Below are 18,196 nucleotides of genomic sequence, written 5' to 3'. Positions count from 1 at the left end.
CCGACAGCCGCCACGGCCAGCGCACCTACGGCTACGACGCCCTCGACCGGCTGATCCGCGTCCGTCACTCACGCGACGAACTGCCGGAATCCTTCGCCCACGACCCGGCCGGCAACCTGCTGATGCAGGACCGCCCCGGCCCCAGCCAGATCCAGGGCAATCGCTTGCTGATGCAAGGCGATCGTCATTACGACTACGACGCCTTCGGCAACCTGATCCGCGAACGTCGCGGCCGCGCACAGACACTCGTCACTGAATACCGCTACGACTGCCAGCACCGCCTGATCGGCCTGACCCGCCCCGACGGACAAACCGCGTGTTACCAGTACGACGCTTTTGGCCGGCGTATCCGCAAAACCGTCAACGGCGAGACCACCGAGTTCTTCTGGCAAGGCGACCACCTCGTCGCCGAAAGCAGCGAACACGAATACCGCAGCTACGTCTACGAACCCGGCACCTTCCGCCCGCTGGCACTGCTCGACGGCAAAGGCCCGAAAAAAGCCTGCCCCTTCTACTACCAACTCGACCACCTCGGCACCCCGCAGGAACTCACCGACTACAGCGGCGACATCGTTTGGTCCGCGCAATACGACGCCTACGGCAAAGTCGCCACGCTGACCCTGGCCGGCGAGGATTACCTGAACCAACCGCTGCGCTTTCAGGGGCAGTACTTCGACGGGGAAAGCGGGCTGCATTACAACCGCCACCGGTATTACGACCCGAGGTTGGGGCGGTATCTGACGCCGGACCCAATCAAGTTGGCGGGTGGGCTGAATCAGTACCAGTACGTGCCGAATCCGACGGGGTGGGTGGATCCGTTGGGGTTGAGTTCCAATTGTCCGCCCAAAGGCCGAAAATCGATCAATTGTTCAAAACCTGATGATGTTGAGCTACCACAGGTTTCCAGGCGCGGTGCATTCAGACAGGCAAAAGTTGATGCAGGAATTCCGAAAGGGCAACAGCCAGATATTCAAATTGATGAGGTAAGTGGCAGGCAGAAGCAGTTCACCTATGTCAACATGACGGATAGAAAAGGAAATAACATTCTAGACAGCAGTGGAAAGCCGATTATAACCAGAGAATATAGATTCACCCGAGAGGATGGTTTTATATTGACACTCCAAGACCACTCAGCGGGACACAAGTATGGAGATATAAATAACCGAGGAGATCAAGGACCTCACATAAACATACGACCCGCTGATGACACGCGCAATGGCAAAGTAAAAAATACGAGCGATCATTATCCATTCAAGGAATGACCATGAAATACTGGAATGAAATAGAAGGAGGTAAACTCTTCAACATGGTATTCAGCAGAAATATACCCGTTGGGGAGATCAAGCTATTCGCTTTAAACATGGACAACAACCTTTCAACATTGACCTTGGCATTTGATATTAGAGAAATGCCGGACACTCCTCCGAAAAAATGGGAATCCATAGGATACAATGCTTGCCGAATCGGAATAACATGCTGTGAAATTAGAGAGTTGACGACATCCAACATTCCAACTCAAAAAAACTTAAGTCTATCCATACAACCAATTGGAGACAGATATCTGATTTCAGCTGTATCAAGCACTTCGAAAGTAACGTTTACCACATCATCATTAAGACTGCGAGAACCTAGCGTATATTTAACAGAGTTACCTTTCTAAAATTTATTGAGCGACGGGTGCTCTATTACCGTGAGGCATCATAAAAATTTTATATAGATACAGAGAACAGTTCGACATCCAGTTGCTCAGCATGATTCTAGACAATTTGGAATTCTCTAAATCCGAGATCTCACATTGTTAGCACTACAAAAAACGCCTATACCTAGACTCGCTCACCAGATCAATGACTGGTGGGCAGCCATTTTTAGTCACTAACAAATTTGTAGGACCTCTTGAACTCAGGCCCTTAAAATCCGGATTCAGACGCTCAGATCTTCTCAAACATCCGATCACTGCTCATCCTCATCCTCATCCTCTTCATACTCCATATCCGCCTCATCCGAATCATTCAACGGCACCGTCGCATCATCCATCAACGACCCCGGATCCTCATTCCCCGGATCATTGATAAATGGCAGTCCACTCGAACCTTTTTCTTCCTTGCCTTCGGTTTCAGGAGTCATGGCAACCTCGTCATTTCAGGGAGTGTATGAGGTTCGAAAAGCCCTACAGCCAATCGTTCCGGAGTCTGACGAGCAAATGCAAAAAACCCGGCAAAATGCCGGGTTTCCGTTTAACCCTCCATCAATGATGGCGGTTTTTATGTTTGTTCTTGTGCTTGTGACCGCCACCCGAATGGGACCCACCATCGTCACCGAGATTATTGCCGACCGCACCGCCAGCCGCGCCGCCCAACCCTGCGCCAATGGTCGAACCCGTAGACCCGCCAAGGCTGTTGCCAACGACCGAGCCACCCGCCGCGCCGAGACCACCACCAATGGCCGCTTCAGTTCGATTGCGTTTATTCGCCCCGACGGCACTGCCGGCCGCGCCACCAACACCCGCACCTACCGCCGCGCCAGTACTGCCACCGAGTTGTCCACCGACCACATTGCCGAGCGCGCCGCCCAAGCCGCCACCCACAGCGGCGGTACCATCACCAGCGGCCATCGCCCCTTGTGCTACCAGCAAACCGAAAAACAGTGCAGATAATGACAAGCGCATATGAACCTCACAGTTCCCGAAGCGGGACAGTCCGCCCAGACATGGGCCTATGTGAGATTGGAGACGCAAACGGGGAAAACGTTCAGCCATGAAAAAGCCCGACATCGAGCCGGGCTTTTTCTGACAAGGGATTAGTCTCAGTGACGCTTGTGACCTTTGGACAAGTTGCTGCCCACTGCGCCGCCAGCTGCGCCACCCAGGCCTGCACCAATCGTGGCGCCGGTTCTGCCGCCCAGGCTGTTGCCGATCACCGAACCACCGGCTGCGCCAACGCCGCCGCCAATCGCCGCTTTGGTCCGGCTCCCCTTGCGCGCCGCCATTGCGCTGCCCGCCGCGCCTGCTACGCCGGCGCCAATGGCCGCGCCAGTGCTGCCGCCCATTTTCTGGCCGACGACATTACCCAGTGCGCCACCCAGACCACCGCCCAACGCAGCAGTGCCATCACCGGCAGCCATTGCACCTTGAGCAACCAGAAGCCCCAGAACCAGAGCAGGCAGTGTTAAACGCATGACGAAAACCTCAACAATTGGGATGACAAAAAGGGCCGGGATTTAATGCCGTCGTCGCGCGAAAGTCCAGCCAAAATCACGGATCTCGCGCGCACTCGGCGCCGATTGGACAGCAATTCTGGAAAAGGTTTTGTGGCAGGCAAAAAAAAGCCCGCTGGGGAAACGGGCTGGAGACTTGCTTTCTAACGGATGGCTTCACCCTACTGCGGCAGACGTGAAAAGTTTGTGAAAGTAGACTGATTTTCCGTCATCACCTGTAGGAAAATTCTTCAAACCCACAACCATAAAAAACCCCGCTCAGTAGCAGGGTTATGCAGAGAACGATTATTTCCTGGAACGCGTGGTGACCCTGGGGAGAAATTTCGCCTTGGGTCCCTTGGGTGCCGCGGATTTGATTTTGCCGATCTGCACCGGATCCTCGCCAAAACCTGACTGATACTCGGTCTGGCCGCACCGTACGCAGTTATTGAAGGAAAATTCAGCGCCATCGTCTTCGATATACGGATCAGTCATACCTTCGCCCCGTCGCAACAGATCGACACCGGCAAAAACCCTTTTGCCTGAAAAAATATCGACCTCCATGGCTTTTGAGACTAGCTGGTCATTCCTGGACTTGTGATTCAGATCCCCTGATGCCCGACGAATGGCCTGAAAAATTTAAACAGACGATGAACCATTGGTCCCAGATTGCTAAAGAATTCCAAAGCCAGGCCGTTGCCCTTTTTCATACAAATGAATCTCAAGGAGAGAACATGCAAATCAACGGATTCCCGAATATGCCTGTCGTAAAACTCACGGACGAACAGATCGCAGCCGGCAAGGCTGGCGCTGAAAAACTCAAGGAAAAGATCGCTTCCGGTGAAATCACCATCAAGTATCCGGGTCCGGATACACCGGTTCTGCAACCAGGGGTCATTTACCATCCCAGCAAGCCAGTCGAACCCAACCCGCCTTCTGATACACCCCCTCTCGTCGCCGTCGACACACCACTGACCTATGACGAAAGAGGCACCGTGATCCTCAAGCCACAAGGCTGATTGCACCGCAAGATTGAGCCCATTCAACCTCTGAATGGGCTTACACACCCATCAAACAAACTCAGCGCAACTTCACCGCCGTACCCGTCGCAAACACAACAACCATCCCGCCCTTCCCGCCGGGCATACTGATCTCAAAGTCCACCCCGACCACCGCATCCGCCTGCAGAGCGCGCGCACGCTCCCGTATTTCTTCGGTCGCCTGAATACGCGCCTCCTTCAAAGCCCGCTCCAGCGTCTGCGAGCGGCCGCCAAAAAAGTCGCGCATACCAGCGAACATGTCACGGATCACATTGACGCCCTGCACCGATTCGGCACTGACGATATCCAGGTAGGCCACGATCTGCCGGCCTTCAATGGCGTGAGTGGTGGAAATGATCATGGAATGCCGTCCCTATATGGATGAATAAATCCGCAATTGTAATCGCTCAAGACGAACGTCAAGCCGCTGCCAATAAAATCCAGACACCAGAAACCACAAAACCCCTGACTTCTTTCGAAATCAGGGGTTTTGTGTTTACTGAATATGGCGGTGAAGGAGAGATTCGAACTCTCGATACAGTTTCCTGTATACACACTTTCCAGGCGTGCTCCTTAAGCCACTCGGACACTTCACCGTATCTCTTCAAACATGTTCTGTCTGTCGAGGCGCGCTAATGTAGTCGAAAGCTTTTCCGATGGCAAACTTTTTTTCAGAATTTTCATGCGGTTAAGAGAAAAAGTCGTTTTGCCCGCTAGCAGGCCATGGCAAACCGGCCAATCTTCGGTGGGCGCGGCCCTTCTATATAGAAGCTGAACGCCTAGCCATGCAGGGTGGGTCGGGAAACGGTGACTGGCGGGTCAGTCATGGCGCTTTACCTGGCCTGCGGCGGTGGGTAACGTCTGCCCATCTTTCTTACAAGGAATAGCGTCATGAGTGAGTTGATTTCCTACCACCTCGAAGACGGTATCGCGACCTTGACCTTGAGCAACGGCAAGGTCAATGCCATTTCTCCGGACGTGATTGCGGCATTCAACGCGGCGCTGGATCAGGCGGTGACTGATCGTGCCATCGTGATCATCACCGGTCAGCCAGGGATTCTGTCCGGCGGCTATGACCTGAAAGTCATGACCGCCGGCCCTAAGGAAGCCGTATCGCTGGTAACCGCGGGTTCGACCTTGGCGCGTCGCCTGCTCTCTCACCCGTTCCCGGTCATCGTCGCATGCCCAGGTCACGCGGTGGCGAAAGGCGCTTTCATTCTGTTGTCTGCTGATTACCGCATCGGTGTCGATGGCCCGTTCAGCATAGGTCTGAACGAAGTGCAGATCGGCATGACAATGCATAACGCAGGTATCGAGTTGGCGCGTGATCGTCTGCGTCGCTCGGCGTTCCACCGCTCGGTGATCAACGGCGAGATGTTCGATCCGAAAAGCGCTGTGGATGCCGGCTTCCTCGACAAGGTGGTTGCCGCCGAAGAGCTGCAAGGTGCCGCCCTCGCCGCTGCGCGTCAGTTGAAAAAGATCAACATGCTCGCGCACAAGAACACCAAGTTGAAGGTGCGTAAAGCGCTGCTGGAAGCTCTGGATAACGCGATCATCCAGGATCAGGAGCATCTGGGCTAAGCCCGGCTGCTGCGCAAAAGAAGCCCGACCGTCGTGTCGGGCTTTTTCTTGCACGCATGGTTTAAAAGTCTGCGACCGCTCTAGGACAGGTCTGACCCTCCATTCTGAAACATGCGCTTAAACATCGGCTATCTCCGCACTCTATAGCGGCAATTGCCGAAAACAGTGCACATCCGTACACTGCGCCACCTTTTGTCCCGGTGGGGCCTGAAAATGCTGTTCGTGTTTCGTATGTTATTGATGGGCCTGCACTTTATTCTCGCCGGCGTGCTCGGGGTGATTCTCGGCATCTGCCGCCCGTTCAATCCGGACAACAGCCGTCTGTGCGCCCGCCTCTATGCGCTACCAGCGATGTGTATTTTGCGTTTACGGGTGAAATCCGATGTCAGCGGTTTGCTGAACAAACCCGATAGCTGCGTGATCATCGCCAACCATCAGTCCAACTATGATCTGTTTGTGTTCGGCAACGTAGTGCCGCGCCGCACCGTGTGCATCGGCAAGAAGAGCCTCAAGTGGGTGCCACTGTTCGGGCAACTGTTCTGGCTGGCCGGCAATGTGTTGATCGACCGTGGCAATGCGCATAAGGCACGCCAGTCGATGCTCACCACCACCAATACCTTGCAGAACGAAGACACCTCGATCTGGGTGTTCCCGGAAGGCACGCGCAACCTCGGCGAAGAATTGCTGCCATTCAAGAAAGGTGCGTTCCAGATGGCAATTGCCGCTGGTGTACCGATCGTTCCGGTTTGCGTCAGCAGTTACATCAAGCACATGCGTCTGAATCGCTGGCGCAGCGGGAAAATCCTCATACGCTCGTTGCCGGCGATTCCTACAGCCGGATTGACCATGGACGACATGCCCATGCTCATCAATCAGTGTCGCGAGCAGATGCGCGAGTGCATTGAATCGATGGATCGGCAACTGCAAGCTGCCTGAAAAGACAACCCGCCCTGTGCGGGTTTTCTTTTGCCCGGTGAACTGTACAGATTTCACTGACTCTCAAGCAGCGACACGGCTAAGCTGAAGCCTTGAATTCCCTGCCACCTGCCAAGAAGAAGTGAATCACCACCATGGGTCGAGTTGTTGCTGCTGCGGTGTACAGCGCAGGCAAGAAAGTCACCAATATTACCCTCGACGAAGGCGCTGCCTGGGCTGCGAAAACCGGCCACTTCGTGTGGATCGGCCTGGAAGAGCCGGACGCTCAAGAGCTGTCCAACCTGCAACGTCAGTTCAACCTGCACGAACTGGCCATTGAAGACGCCCTGGAAAAACACAGTCGACCGAAGCTCGAAACCTTTGGCGACGCTTTGTTTATCGTCACCTACTCACCCATCCGCGAGAACGGCGTTCTGCAATTTATCGAGACGCATATCTTTGCGGGCAAGGGCTACATCATCACCGCGCGTAATGGCCACTCGGCGTCCTACGCCCATGTTCGCCAACGTTGTGAGGCGCGTCCGCTGTTGCTGGAGCACGGGGAAGATTTCGTACTTTATGCGTTGCTCGATTTTGTCATCGAGAACTATCAGCCAGTCGGCGAAGCGATCCATGCCGAGATCGATGAGCTGGAGCGCAACGTGTTGTGCAGCGCGTTGAATGAGCATGACATTCAGAAGCTGCATGGCTTGCGCCGCGATGTCGTACGCCTGCGTCGGTACGCGGCACCGATGGTGGAGATTGGCGAGGAACTGCAGAAGTTGAGTTTCCCGTTTATCGACAAGAACATGCGGCCGTACTTCCGTGATGTGCAGATTCACGTCACGCGACAAATGGAAGACCTGACCACCTTGGCCGACATTGCCAGCCAGACCATCGAGATTGGTGTGTTGCTCGAGGCATCACGGCAAAGCGTGGTGCAACGCAAGTTTGCTGCCTGGGCGGCGATTCTGGCGTTTCCGACGGCAGTGGCGGGGATTTACGGGATGAATTTCCAGAACATGCCGGAGTTGAGCTGGCACTACGGCTATTTCGGTGTGCTGGGGTTTATTACGGTGGGGTGTGTGAGTTTGTGGGCAAGTTTCAAGAGGTCTGGGTGGTTGTAGGGCAGACCGAGTTGTCTGGAACATTCGCGAGCAGGCTCGCCCCCATATTGATCGGTAGCGCACCGGAAATCCAATGTGGAAGCGAGCCTGCTCGCGAAGCTTTTGGCCTTAGACAGTTTCTGGCTTATGCGCGACAAAACGCATCATCCATTCCGCGACTGTCGCACCATGGTGTTCCTGCTCGAGACTGGCCACACCTTTGCTGTAGATCTGCGAACCCAACGCTTCCTGACGCAGATCGAGCAGCGCCCGCGAGTAATCGTGAATGAACTCCGGGTGGCCCTGGAAGCACAACACCTGATCGTTGATGTGATAGGCCGCGAACGGGCAGAAATCGCTGGAAGCAATCACCGTGGCGTTTTCCGGCAGCGCTGTGACCTGGTCCTGATGGCTGATCAGCAGCGTCAATTCCTCACGCACCGGGCTCATCCAAGGCGCCTTCGCCGCCAGTTTGTAGTTATGGGTGCCAACACCCCAACCTTGCGTGGCGCGCTCGCTCTTGCCACCGAGCAGCAGCGCCAGCAGTTGATGGCCGAAGCACACGCCGAGCAGTTTGTCGCCGCGCTCGTAACGAGTCAGCAGGTATTCCTTCAGGGTCTGGATCCACGGATCAGTACCAAACGAGTCAGCCTTGCTGCCGGTGACCAGGTATGCGTCGAAGGTTTGGTCGTCGCTTGGGTATTCGCCCTGCATCACGTTGTAGACGGTGAACTCGGCGGCAATCGGTTGCTGTGAGAACAGGCGCTGGAACATCTGCCCGTAACCCTGATATTGATCGACCAGTTCCGGACGCAGGATGTCGGTTTCCAGAATGCAGATGCGTAGCGACATAAAAAATACCTGACACGTGATGGGAATAATGAACACCCCAGAGCCTGCCTTGAAACCCCCTGGCAAGGCAAGCCCCGGAATGCTCGTTGCCCTTAGAACATTTCACCTTTTGCCGCTTTATCCAGCAGCAACGCTGGCGGCGCGAAACGCTCGCCATACTGCTCGGCCAGATACTGCGCACGGGCGACGAAATCCTTCACCCCGTATTGGTTGATGAACTGCAATGCGCCGCCAGTCCACGCTGCAAAACCGATACCGAAGATCGAGCCAACGTTGGCGTCCGCCGTCGAGGTCAGCACACCCTCCTCCACACAACGCACCGTTTCAATGGCCTGCACGAACAACAGCCGATCACGCACGTCTTTGGGCGAAATCTGTCCGTCAGCCTTTTCGAAACGCACCTTCAACTCGGGCCACAGATGTTTCTGCCCACCAGCCGGGTAATCGTAAAAACCGCCACCGGCCGCTTTGCCCGGACGCTTGTATTCGTTAAGCAGTAAGTCAATCACGGCGAAGGCCGGGTGCTCAATCAGCGGTTTCCCTTCTGCCTGTAGGTCCTTGGCGGTTTGCTGACGGATATGGCTCATCAGGCTGAGGGAAACTTCGTCGGAAATCGCCAGAGGCCCGACCGGCATCCCGGCCTTGCGCGCTTCGGTCTCGATCATCGGCGCGCTCACGCCTTCGCCGAGCATGGCGATGCCTTCGTTGGTGAAGGTGCCGAAGACGCGTGAAGTAAAGAAGCCGCGACTGTCGTTGACGACGATCGGGGTTTTCTTGATTTGCAGCACGAAGTCGAAACCGCGCGCGAGGGTTTCATCGCTGGTCTGTGCACCTTTGATGATTTCCACCAGCGGCATTTTTTCTACCGGGCTGAAGAAATGCAGGCCGATGAATTTGCCAGGATCAGGCACAGCCTTTGCCAGCCCGGTAATAGGCAACGTCGATGTATTCGAAGCGATGACCGCTTCGGCGCCGACAACTTGCTGGGCGGCAGAGGAAACCCTGGCCTTGAGATCGCGATCCTCAAACACCGCTTCGATGATCAGATCGCAACCCGCGAGGTCGGCATCATTTTCGGACGGCTTGATCCGCGCCAACACCTCATCACGCTTCAAAGCATCCATCTGCCCACGGGCGACTTTCTTGTCTAGCAACGCCGCAGAATGTGCTTTGCCTTTCTCGGCGGCAGCCAGATTGACATCCTTGAGCACCACCTCAATACCCGCCGAAGCGCTGACAAAGGCAATCCCCGCGCCCATCATCCCTGCGCCAAGCACGCCGACCTTACGCGTGACATACGGCGCAAAACCCTGCGGCCGCGAACCACCAGCATTGATCTCATTGAGTTGAAACCAGAACGTGCCGATCAGGTTTTTCGAGATCTGCCCGGTAGTCAGTTCGGTGAAGTAACGGGTTTCGATCAAGTGCGCGGTGTCGAAATCGACCTGAGCGCCCTCGACTGCCGCGCAGAGGATTTTCTCCGGCGCCGGCATTGTCCCATGGGTCTTGCTACGCAGAATCGACGGCGCAATCGCCAGCATCTGCGCCACTTTCGGATTCGACGGCGTGCCGCCCGGAATCTGATAACCCTTCACATCCCAACGTTGTACCGCCATCGGATTGGCGACGATCCAGGCGCGCGCCTTGGCCAGCAATTCATCGCGATTCGCCGCCAGCTCATCAATCAAACCGGCCTGCAATGCCTGCTGTGGACGCACCTTCTTGCCCTCTAGCAGATAGGGCAGCGCTTTTTCGAGACCGAGCATGCGCACCATGCGTACCACTCCGCCGCCGCCCGGCAACAGGCCGAGGGTCACTTCCGGCAGACCGAGCTGTACCGACGCGTCGTCCAATGCCACCCGGTGGTGACAGGCCAGGCAGATTTCCCAGCCGCCGCCCAGCGCCGCGCCGTTGATCGCCGCGACCACCGGTTTGCCGAGGGTTTCCAGGGTGCGCAACTGCGCTTTGAGGGTCAGCACCATGTCGTAGAAGGCTTTGGCTTCGGGCTTGCCGACCTTGATCAACTCATTGAGATCACCGCCGGCAAAGAAGGTTTTCTTTGCCGACGTAATGATCACCCCGGCAATGTCGTCTTTTTCCGCCACCAGCCGGGCGACGCACGCGGCCATGGCCTCGCGGTACACAGCGTTCATGGTGTTGGCGCTCTGGCCCGGCATGTCGATGGTCAGCACGACGATCGCGTCCTGGCCTTTTTCGTAACGAATGGCTTCGCTCATAACAAGGTTCCTTGAATTCGGGGCTCAGAGGCGTTCGATGATGGTGGCAATGCCCATGCCGCCGCCGACGCACAGCGTCGCCAAGCCATAGCGCAGGCGCCGCGCTTCCAGCTCATCGAGCAAGGTGCCGAGGATCGCGCAACCGGTCGCGCCCAGCGGGTGGCCCATAGCGATGGAACCGCCGTTGACGTTGACCTTGTCCGGGTCGACTGCCATGTCCTTGATGAACTTCAGCACCACCGAGGCAAACGCTTCGTTGACCTCGAACAGGTCGATGTCTTCAACGCGCAGCCCGGCCTTGGCCAGTGCCTTTCGCGTTGCCGGCGCCGGGCCGGTGAGCATGATGGTCGGATCGGTGCTGGTGACCGCCGTGGCGACAATCCGCGCCCGAGGTTGCAGGCCCAGCGCACGCCCCTTGGATTCGGAGCCGATCAGCATCAGTGCTGCACCGTCGACGATCCCGGAACTGTTACCCGGTGTGTGCACGTGATTGATCCGCTCGACATGGCTGTAGACCCGCAGCGCGGTCGCGTCAAAACCCATCTGCCCGATCATTTCGAAACTCGGTTTGAGCTTGCCCAAGCCCTCAAGGGTCGATTCGGCGCGAATGAACTCATCGTGATCGAGCAGAATGATGCCGTTCTGATCCCGCACCGACACCAACGACTTGTTAAACGAGCCATCGGCCCGCGCCCGCGCGGCTTTCTGCTGCGAGTGCAGCGCGTAGGCATCGACGTCGTGACGACTGAAGCCCTCAAGCGTAGCGATCAGATCGGCACCGACGCCTTGCGGAGTGAAATGACTGTGCAGATTAGTCTGCGGATCGAGCGCCCAGGCGCCGCCGTCGCTGCCCATGGGCACCCGCGACATCGACTCGACACCGCCGACCACTACAAGATCTTCGAAACCCGAGCGCACTTTCATCGCGCCGAGGTTGACCGCTTCCAGACCCGAGGCGCAGAAACGATTGATCTGCACACCGGCAACGCTGACATCCCAATCGGCCACTTGCACGGCGGTTTTGGCGATGTCCGAGCCTTGATCGCCAATCGGCGTCACGCAGCCGAGCACTACGTCATCGACCTGACTGGTGTCCAGCGAGGAGCGTTCTTGCAGCGCGTTGAGCAGACCAGCGACCAGATTCACCGGTTTGACGCTGTGCAGGGCGCCATCGGCCTTGCCTTTGCCACGGGGCGTGCGTAACGCATCGAATATCAAAGCTTGGGTCATGACGTCCTCGAACCTGTGCGGGGAGAGATTGCTTGTACCTCCACTCTTGACCCGAGCGGCCATGGATTCAATGACCACAGCGCTCAATGCGGTTGACGCACACGCTCAGACGGACGGTCATCGGCGGCTGGGTGAACCGGTTCAGGTCGGCGAGTTGTCTAGCCAGCGGGCGGCAAAGAAGCTGGCAATAAGCCTCATGCTTTTTTTATCGCATCTGGCAAGTACTCCATATGAAATGGATCTAAGCCAAGCGTGACGTGGCCCCTAATGTAGAACATGTACGTCAGGGTCGTCGGGTTTTGCCGGGGCAGACGTTCTTCAACAGGAAGTGCAGCGCTTGCCGTCATGGATATGCAGGCAGGCATCAGGAAATAACAATAAAGGCGGTCAAGCCATGTTCAAACAACCGAAAGTTCGTCAAGCAGGGCTCATTCTTTTCGCCACGACGCTGTTGTTGATTTTGCCGAATCTGACCAAGGTCATCGGCTGAGTCGAGCGCCGGGCGCTGCTCATCGCCACTGAAAATGTGACTGGCCCGCTACCCGGGCCAGCGTGGCTGTGCCAACCTTGGCGCACTCCCACGACATGGACGGCGATCATTTGAAAGCGCTCATTGTGTTCGGGGCCATGCTGCTGAGCATGCCCTTGTCTGCCGCACAGTTGGATCTGCAACTGGGTGCAAGCAGCCGCACCTGGCAGACCGAGGAATTGCTCAAGCATCCTCAAGTGCAAACCCTGACGATCAAAAACGATGTGTCCTACAAGAAGGACATGACCTATCGCGCCGTGCCTGTGGCCGCATTGCTGACAGGGATCAAACCGCAGGATCACCTGCAAGCGGTGGCACTGGACGGCTTTGCCGCCGAGTTGTCAGCTGCGCCGTTGCTTAATACAACAGGTGCGCGAGCATGGCTGGCCATCGAAGATCCGGCGCAGCCGTGGCCACCGCTGTCGGAAGGCAAGCACAGCGCCGGGCCGTTTTATCTGGTCTGGACCGATCCGCAGGCCGGCAATATCAGTCCGGAGCAATGGCCGTTCGAAGTCGCGAGCATCAAGCGCATGGCGCCAGTGGCGGAGCGTTTCCCTGCCCTGCTGCCGGATCCTGCGTTGAAAGCAGATGACCCGGTGAATCAAGGGTTTGCGCTGTTTCAGAAAAACTGTCTGGCGTGTCACCGGTTGAACGGTGCGGGGGATGCGCAATTCGGGCCGGACCTGAATATTCCTTACAGCCCGACCGAGTATTTCGGCGCGGATTTCCTCAAGCGCTACATTCGGGATCCGCAGAGTTTGCGTCAGTGGCCGCAGGCGAAGATGCCGGGGTTTTCGGTGGAGGTGTTACCAGAGGGGGATCTGGAAATGCTGGTGGGGTATCTCAAGCACATGGCCGGACGCAAGGTTAAGCCGTAACGCCATTTCCCTTGTGGGAGCGAGCCTGCTCGCGATAGCGGTGTATCAGTCAGCACATTTGTAACTGACAGACCGCTATCGCGAGCAGGCTCGCTCCCACAGGGGTACGGCGTTTACTGCTGTTGCACCGAGATGATCGGAGTTGGCGAGACGAACACTTTCGCATGCATCTGCTCACACCCACCGCCACGGCGCATGCCGCGCACCGGGCAGGCATCCAGATAATCCAGACCCACCGCCAGTTTCAGATGACGCTCCGGCCGCGCCAGCTCATTGGTCACATCAAAGCTGTACCAGGCGTCATCCAGCCACGCTTCAGCCCATGCATGGCTGGCTAGATGCTCGCAATCCTCGCTGTACAGATACCCCGACACATAACGCGACGGAATCCCGAGACTGCGTGCGCAAGCCAGAAACGCGTGAGCATGATCCTGGCAAACACCCGCACGCCCGGCGAAGGCCTCAGCGGCGCTGGTATCGACCTCGGTGGACCCCGGCGTGTAGGTCATGTGCTGATTCAAGCCGTGCATCAGATCGATCAGCGCCGTGCGATCACGCCGCTGCTTGCAGGATTTCTCGGCGAACGCGCGTAACGCCTCATCCGCCTCGGTCAAACGGGTAAAGCGCAGGAACGGCAGCGCCGACTGGCTCTCATGCTCGGCCTCGCGTAGTTCGTCGATATCGACCTGCCCGCGCGCACCAATGATGATCGCTTCGTGCGGTTCATCCATGGTCAGCACGTGCAGGATATTGCCGAACGGATCGAGTTGCGCACGCACCGGGCGCGGCAGGTCGAGCTGCCAGCTCAACACGTGTTGACGTTCGCTATCGTGTGGGGTCAGTCGCAGGTACTGGATGCTCGCCCGCACCTGATCTTCGTAGTGATAGGTGGTCTCGTGGCTTATGGAAAGTCTCATGCAGCCTCCAGGTAGGAACTGTGAATGGCGTTGCCCAGCTGGCGCACCAGCGGGATGAATTCGGTCAGCCAGGCGTGCAGGCCTTCCTCGAGAATTTCGTTGATGCCGGTGTAGCGCAGGCGCGCGTCCATTTCTGCCGCCAGACGCTGTGCCGGTCGACCGTTGGCACCGGGCAACTGCGCAAGAATCTGATCGATCTCCTCGGTGCAGGCCCGCAGCGAGCGCGGCACATCGGCGCGCAACAACAGCAACTCGGCAACATGCCGCGCCCCCGGCGCATCGCGATAGATTTCGGTGTAGGCCTCGAATGACGACAAGGCGCGCAGCAAGGCGCTCCATTGGTAGTAGGCGTGGGCCGTACCGTCGCTGACTGCTTCAGCCTGATCGCCGGCCATTTCATAGCGGGCATCGAGCAATCGCAGGGTGTTGTCCGCGCGTTCGATGAACGTACCGAGGCGAATGAAACGAAACGCATCATTACGCATGATCGTGCCGTACGACGCACCACGAAACAGGTGCGAACGCTCCTTGATCCATTCGCAGAAACGGCTCATGCCATAGCGACTGAGGCCCTGTTCGGCGATGCCGCGAATTTCCAGCCACGTCGAATTGATGTTCTCCCACATGTCCGCCGTGATCCGCCCACGCACCGCATGGGCGCTGGCCCGCGCCGCGCCGAGGCAGCTGTAAATGCTCGCCGGGTTAGCCGCATCGAGGGCAAAAAAGTGCAGCAGACGCTCAGCATGCAGCGCGCCATGGCGCTCGAGGTAATCGTCGAGGGTACCGGTGATCAGCAGCGGCATGGCCAATTCGTGCAAACCGTCGCCGCGACCGTCCTGCGGCATCAGCGACAGCGAATAACTGATGTCGAGCATCCGGGCGAGGTTTTCCGCCCGCTCCAGGTAACGCGACATCCAATACAGATCCGAGGCAGTTCTACTTAACATGGCAAGCTTCCTTCAATCCTCGACCACCCAGGTGTCCTTGGTTCCGCCACCCTGGGAGGAATTCACCACCAAGGAGCCTTCGCGCAGCGCCACACGGGTCAAACCGCCGGGAACCACCCGGGTTTCGCGCCCGGACAAGACAAACGGACGCAAGTCGATATGGCGCGGCGCGATGCCGTTTTCGACAAAGGTCGGACAGGTCGACAGCGACAGCGTCGGTTGCGCGATGTACGCGTGGGGTTTGGCTTTGATCCGTTCGCGGAAAGCATCGATTTCCGCTTTCGTCGATGCCGGCCCGACCAACATTCCGTAACCGCCTGAGCCTTGGGTTTCCTTGACCACCAGATCTGGAAGATTGGCCAGCACGTGAGAAAGTTCAGACGGGTTGCGGCATTGCCAGGTCGGTACGTTCTTCAAAATCGGCTCTTCGTCGAGGTAGAACCGGATCATGTCAGTAACGAACGGATACACCGATTTGTCGTCCGCTACGCCGGTGCCGATGGCGTTGGCCAGCACCACGTTGCCCGAGCGATAAGAGGACAGCAGCCCCGGCACACCGAGCATCGAGTCGGGGTTGAACGCCAGTGGATCGAGAAACGCGTCGTCGAGCCGACGGTAGATAACGTCCACCGCTTTCGGGCCGTCCGTAGTGCGCATGAAGACTTTGTCGTCGCGAACGAACAGATCCGCGCCCTCGACCAGTTCAACGCCCATTTCCCGCGCCAGGAATGCGTGCTCGAAGAACGCACTGTTGAAGCGCCCCGGCGTCAGCACCACCACGCTCGGGTCATCGATCGGACTTGAGCTTTTCAGGGTGTCGAGCAGCAGGTTCGGGTAGTGATCGATAGGGGCAATACGCTGGGCGGCGAACAGCTCCGGGAACAGGCGCATCATCATCTTGCGGTCTTCGAGCATGTAGCTGACGCCGCTCGGTGTTCGCAGGTTGTCTTCGAGCACGTAATAAGTGCCGTCGCCGTCGCGCACCAGATCGACGCCGGAGATGTGCGAATAGATATCGCGGTGCAGATCCAGGCCTTGCATCGCCAACTGATATTGCTCGTTGGCCAGCACCTGTTCGGCGGGAATGATCCCGGCCTTGATAATGCGCTGCTCGTGATAAAGGTCGGCGAGGAACATGTTCAACGCCTTGACCCGCTGGATGCAGCCGCGCTCAACGATTCGCCATTCACTGGCAGGAATGCTGCGCGGGATGGTGTCGAAAGGAATCAGGCGCTCGGTGCCCTGCTCGTCGCCATAGAGCGTGAACGTGATGCCGGCGCGATGGAACAGCAGATCGGCCTCGCGTCGCCGCTGGGCCAACAGCTCATCCGGCGTATCGGCCAGCCATCGGGCGAACTCCCGATAATGCGGGCGAACCTGGCCGCCGGCATCGTACATCTCATCAAAATAGGTGCGGATCATGCCGTACTCCTTGTCACCCGGACATACAGGCCTTCGCAAGGCCCGTGCCATCGGCATAAACGCTTTGATTTCAATCGGTTGGAAATACACGCCGCAAGCACCGCACCATTCCTGTGCGGCAAATGCCCCAACCGGATTGCCCCCGCTTCATTGCGACGCACTGCATCGCCTATCACCAGCATAGTCAGAGTTGATTTCACTGCCCGGCGCTGCCTGCGGATAATCCGCACATTCGCTGCAAATCTTCACCGGCCCCGGCGCCATGAAGCGGCCAGCTCAACTGATTGGGATCGCCTCGGCGGCCCGCCCCGCTGTAACCCTGACCGGTTTCCTCTCCTTATCGGTCTTCCCTTTTAGCCACCCTCTCCGGTGGCTTTTTTTTGCCTCGGTTTCTTGTTTCAGGGTTTTGCCACAGCGTTTTGCTTATGCCGGAAATGACAACGGCCAACCCGAAGGTCAGCCGTTGCTCAACAAATGAAACCAGAGATCAATTCAAACGGTGGCGGTTGCGCACCTCCTGTTTCACACCCCAGCCTTCGATAATGCCACCCAGAGGTTCAACCACGGCAGAGAATCCCTGCTCGAAGTCGCCGATATCGTCATATGTCGCGTACATCACTTTGCTCAATTCCAGCGCCCACGCACCGTCATCACGCAGGCTGACCTGGGCATTGATGGATTCACCGCGAAATTTGCCTGCCGCCCTGCGCGCCCGCTCCTCGTCCGGGAAAATCGCGTAGAACTCGATGGGATGGAATCGGGAAAAATCGAAACCGCCTTCTTTCATGCGGCGCAGAACATTGCTGCTGATGTCTTCTTGATAGGCTGTGCTCATGAATCGTCCCCCTCGCATAGATGGATAGACTTTCCGTATTCCCGCCCCGGGCCTTTGGCCAAAGTACGACGGCAACGTGGTTGCACGCGGGAACAAGCATGTAGCTGACAAGACCAGACCTTAGCGATCCGTTCGCTGATCTCGCTTGCAGAGTAGCCCCAAGATAGAGCTGCTGCCAAGGCCTGGTTTCAAGAGATGACAGGAACTGTCAGACGGGTGTGATGCTGCGGATTTCGATGCTGTTCTGGGTTTTCAGGTTTTTCACGCCCGCATCGGCGGTGCGCCCCTCCAGATCGTTGAGATCCAGTTCGGCGGCGACGGGCAGAAGCCGTGCCTTGATCAATCGAGCGGCCTCATCGTCGCTGGGGCATTCCGCGCGCTCGAACACCTCATCGACAATTTCACCATGATCGTCCACGAAAGTGACTTTCCACTTTTGCATCGGTGCCTCCTCGATCAAACCCGCAAATGGGCTTACACCTATCTCGACTTTAGACGCAGAGGGTTGGTTCAAA

General features: G+C 57.3%; 21 protein-coding genes and 1 tRNA gene. 8 read left to right on the top strand and 14 right to left on the bottom strand.

Annotated features, from left to right (window positions below; all coding sequences use genetic code 11):
• Both BMY54_RS28380 and BMY54_RS28375 read left to right on the top strand, forming a co-directional pair.
• Nucleotides 1-1,262: RHS repeat-associated core domain-containing protein (locus tag BMY54_RS28380; protein WP_175559681.1), on the top strand; the 1,262-nt coding region annotated here is incomplete at its 5' end.
• 2 nt (nt 1,263-1,264) lie between these two features.
• Nucleotides 1,265-1,660, top strand: coding sequence for an Imm50 family immunity protein (locus BMY54_RS28375; protein WP_158561689.1), 396 nt, complete (start codon nt 1,265-1,267; stop codon nt 1,658-1,660).
• A gap of 290 nt (nt 1,661-1,950) precedes the next feature.
• Here BMY54_RS28375 and BMY54_RS30710 read toward each other — a convergent pair whose 3' ends face one another.
• The 4 genes from BMY54_RS30710 to BMY54_RS28360 all read right to left on the bottom strand — a co-directional run bounded on the left by BMY54_RS30710 (nt 1,951) and on the right by BMY54_RS28360 (nt 3,687).
• Complete coding sequence (locus tag BMY54_RS30710) at nt 1,951-2,124, bottom strand: hypothetical protein (RefSeq protein WP_174244440.1); 174 nt, start codon at nt 2,122-2,124, stop codon at nt 1,951-1,953.
• Between the two features lie 121 nt (nt 2,125-2,245).
• Nucleotides 2,246-2,665 carry a glycine zipper domain-containing protein gene (locus BMY54_RS31110; protein WP_007914081.1) on the bottom strand — a complete coding sequence of 140 codons (420 nt, stop codon included), beginning with the start codon at nt 2,663-2,665 and terminating at the stop codon, nt 2,246-2,248.
• 137 nt (nt 2,666-2,802) lie between these two features.
• Nucleotides 2,803-3,174, bottom strand: a complete 372-nt coding sequence (locus BMY54_RS28365; RefSeq protein WP_016983669.1) for a glycine zipper domain-containing protein — start codon at nt 3,172-3,174, stop codon at nt 2,803-2,805.
• A 324-nt stretch (nt 3,175-3,498) separates the two neighbouring features.
• Entirely contained in the window at nt 3,499-3,687 is a 189-nt protein-coding gene (locus BMY54_RS28360; RefSeq protein ID WP_093441821.1) for a hypothetical protein, read from the bottom strand.
• A 119-nt stretch (nt 3,688-3,806) separates the two neighbouring features.
• On the opposite strand from BMY54_RS28360, the gene BMY54_RS28355 reads away from it, so the two are divergent.
• Nucleotides 3,807-4,211: a hypothetical protein gene (locus tag BMY54_RS28355; protein ID WP_225919972.1), complete on the top strand. Its 405-nt coding sequence runs from the start codon at nt 3,807-3,809 to the stop codon at nt 4,209-4,211.
• Nucleotides 4,212-4,272: 61 nt separating this feature from the next.
• Here BMY54_RS28355 and BMY54_RS28350 read toward each other — a convergent pair whose 3' ends face one another.
• A complete protein-coding gene (locus tag BMY54_RS28350; protein ID WP_093441798.1) occupies nt 4,273-4,593 on the bottom strand; it encodes a YbjQ family protein in 321 nt (106 codons plus the stop codon).
• 145 nt (nt 4,594-4,738) lie between these two features.
• Nucleotides 4,739-4,828, bottom strand: a tRNA-Ser gene (locus BMY54_RS28345).
• Nucleotides 4,829-5,123: 295 nt separating this feature from the next.
• Between BMY54_RS28345 and BMY54_RS28340 the strand changes: the two genes are divergently transcribed.
• The 3 genes from BMY54_RS28340 (at nt 5,124) to BMY54_RS28330 (ending at nt 7,855) form a co-directional block, all read left to right on the top strand.
• Nucleotides 5,124-5,813 carry a crotonase/enoyl-CoA hydratase family protein gene (locus tag BMY54_RS28340; protein WP_093441795.1) on the top strand — a complete coding sequence of 230 codons (690 nt, stop codon included), beginning with the start codon at nt 5,124-5,126 and terminating at the stop codon, nt 5,811-5,813.
• A gap of 213 nt (nt 5,814-6,026) precedes the next feature.
• Nucleotides 6,027-6,749, top strand: a complete 723-nt coding sequence (locus tag BMY54_RS28335) for a lysophospholipid acyltransferase family protein (RefSeq protein ID WP_077571798.1) — start codon at nt 6,027-6,029, stop codon at nt 6,747-6,749.
• Between the two features lie 134 nt (nt 6,750-6,883).
• A complete protein-coding gene (locus tag BMY54_RS28330; RefSeq protein WP_093441790.1) occupies nt 6,884-7,855 on the top strand; it encodes a magnesium and cobalt transport protein CorA in 972 nt (323 codons plus the stop codon).
• Nucleotides 7,856-7,963: 108 nt separating this feature from the next.
• On the opposite strand, the gene BMY54_RS28325 is transcribed toward BMY54_RS28330, so the two are convergent.
• The 3 genes from BMY54_RS28325 to BMY54_RS28315 all read right to left on the bottom strand — a co-directional run bounded on the left by BMY54_RS28325 (nt 7,964) and on the right by BMY54_RS28315 (nt 12,153).
• Nucleotides 7,964-8,686, bottom strand: a complete 723-nt coding sequence (locus tag BMY54_RS28325) for an amidotransferase (protein ID WP_093441785.1) — start codon at nt 8,684-8,686, stop codon at nt 7,964-7,966.
• 92 nt (nt 8,687-8,778) lie between these two features.
• Nucleotides 8,779-10,923, bottom strand: a complete 2,145-nt coding sequence (locus BMY54_RS28320) for a 3-hydroxyacyl-CoA dehydrogenase NAD-binding domain-containing protein (protein WP_093441780.1) — start codon at nt 10,921-10,923, stop codon at nt 8,779-8,781.
• A gap of 24 nt (nt 10,924-10,947) precedes the next feature.
• Nucleotides 10,948-12,153 (bottom strand): acetyl-CoA C-acetyltransferase, encoded by a 1,206-nt coding sequence (locus BMY54_RS28315; RefSeq protein WP_093441775.1) that lies wholly within the window; start codon nt 12,151-12,153, stop codon nt 10,948-10,950.
• A gap of 61 nt (nt 12,154-12,214) precedes the next feature.
• On the opposite strand from BMY54_RS28315, the gene BMY54_RS28310 reads away from it, so the two are divergent.
• Both BMY54_RS28310 and BMY54_RS28305 read left to right on the top strand, forming a co-directional pair.
• Nucleotides 12,215-12,409 carry a hypothetical protein gene (locus BMY54_RS28310; RefSeq protein WP_099758441.1) on the top strand — a complete coding sequence of 65 codons (195 nt, stop codon included), beginning with the start codon at nt 12,215-12,217 and terminating at the stop codon, nt 12,407-12,409.
• 329 nt (nt 12,410-12,738) lie between these two features.
• Nucleotides 12,739-13,560 carry a c-type cytochrome gene (locus BMY54_RS28305; RefSeq protein ID WP_093441765.1) on the top strand — a complete coding sequence of 274 codons (822 nt, stop codon included), beginning with the start codon at nt 12,739-12,741 and terminating at the stop codon, nt 13,558-13,560.
• Nucleotides 13,561-13,673: 113 nt separating this feature from the next.
• Here the strand turns inward: BMY54_RS28305 and BMY54_RS28300 are convergent, their stop codons facing one another.
• The 5 genes from BMY54_RS28300 to BMY54_RS28280 form a co-directional block, all read right to left on the bottom strand.
• Entirely contained in the window at nt 13,674-14,477 is an 804-nt protein-coding gene (locus BMY54_RS28300) for a transglutaminase family protein (protein WP_007914065.1), read from the bottom strand.
• Nucleotides 14,474-15,424 carry an alpha-E domain-containing protein gene (locus BMY54_RS28295; RefSeq protein ID WP_016982907.1) on the bottom strand — a complete coding sequence of 317 codons (951 nt, stop codon included), beginning with the start codon at nt 15,422-15,424 and terminating at the stop codon, nt 14,474-14,476. Before BMY54_RS28295 ends, BMY54_RS28300 begins: the two co-directional genes overlap by 4 nt.
• Before the next feature lie 12 nt (nt 15,425-15,436).
• The gene (locus BMY54_RS28290) at nt 15,437-16,846 is read right to left on the bottom strand and encodes a circularly permuted type 2 ATP-grasp protein (RefSeq protein WP_007914061.1); all 1,410 of its coding nucleotides are present in this window, start codon (nt 16,844-16,846) and stop codon (nt 15,437-15,439) included.
• Between the two features lie 487 nt (nt 16,847-17,333).
• A complete protein-coding gene (locus BMY54_RS28285) occupies nt 17,334-17,681 on the bottom strand; it encodes a ribonuclease E inhibitor RraB (protein WP_093441760.1) in 348 nt (115 codons plus the stop codon).
• 208 nt (nt 17,682-17,889) lie between these two features.
• A complete protein-coding gene (locus tag BMY54_RS28280) occupies nt 17,890-18,123 on the bottom strand; it encodes a hypothetical protein (RefSeq protein ID WP_093441755.1) in 234 nt (77 codons plus the stop codon).
• Between the last annotated feature and the right edge of the window lie 73 nt (nt 18,124-18,196).

Source organism: Pseudomonas sp. ok266, assembly GCF_900110195.1.
Taxonomy (GTDB): domain Bacteria; phylum Pseudomonadota; class Gammaproteobacteria; order Pseudomonadales; family Pseudomonadaceae; genus Aquipseudomonas; species Aquipseudomonas neuropathica.
This window is presented reverse-complemented; position numbering and strand designations above follow the sequence as displayed.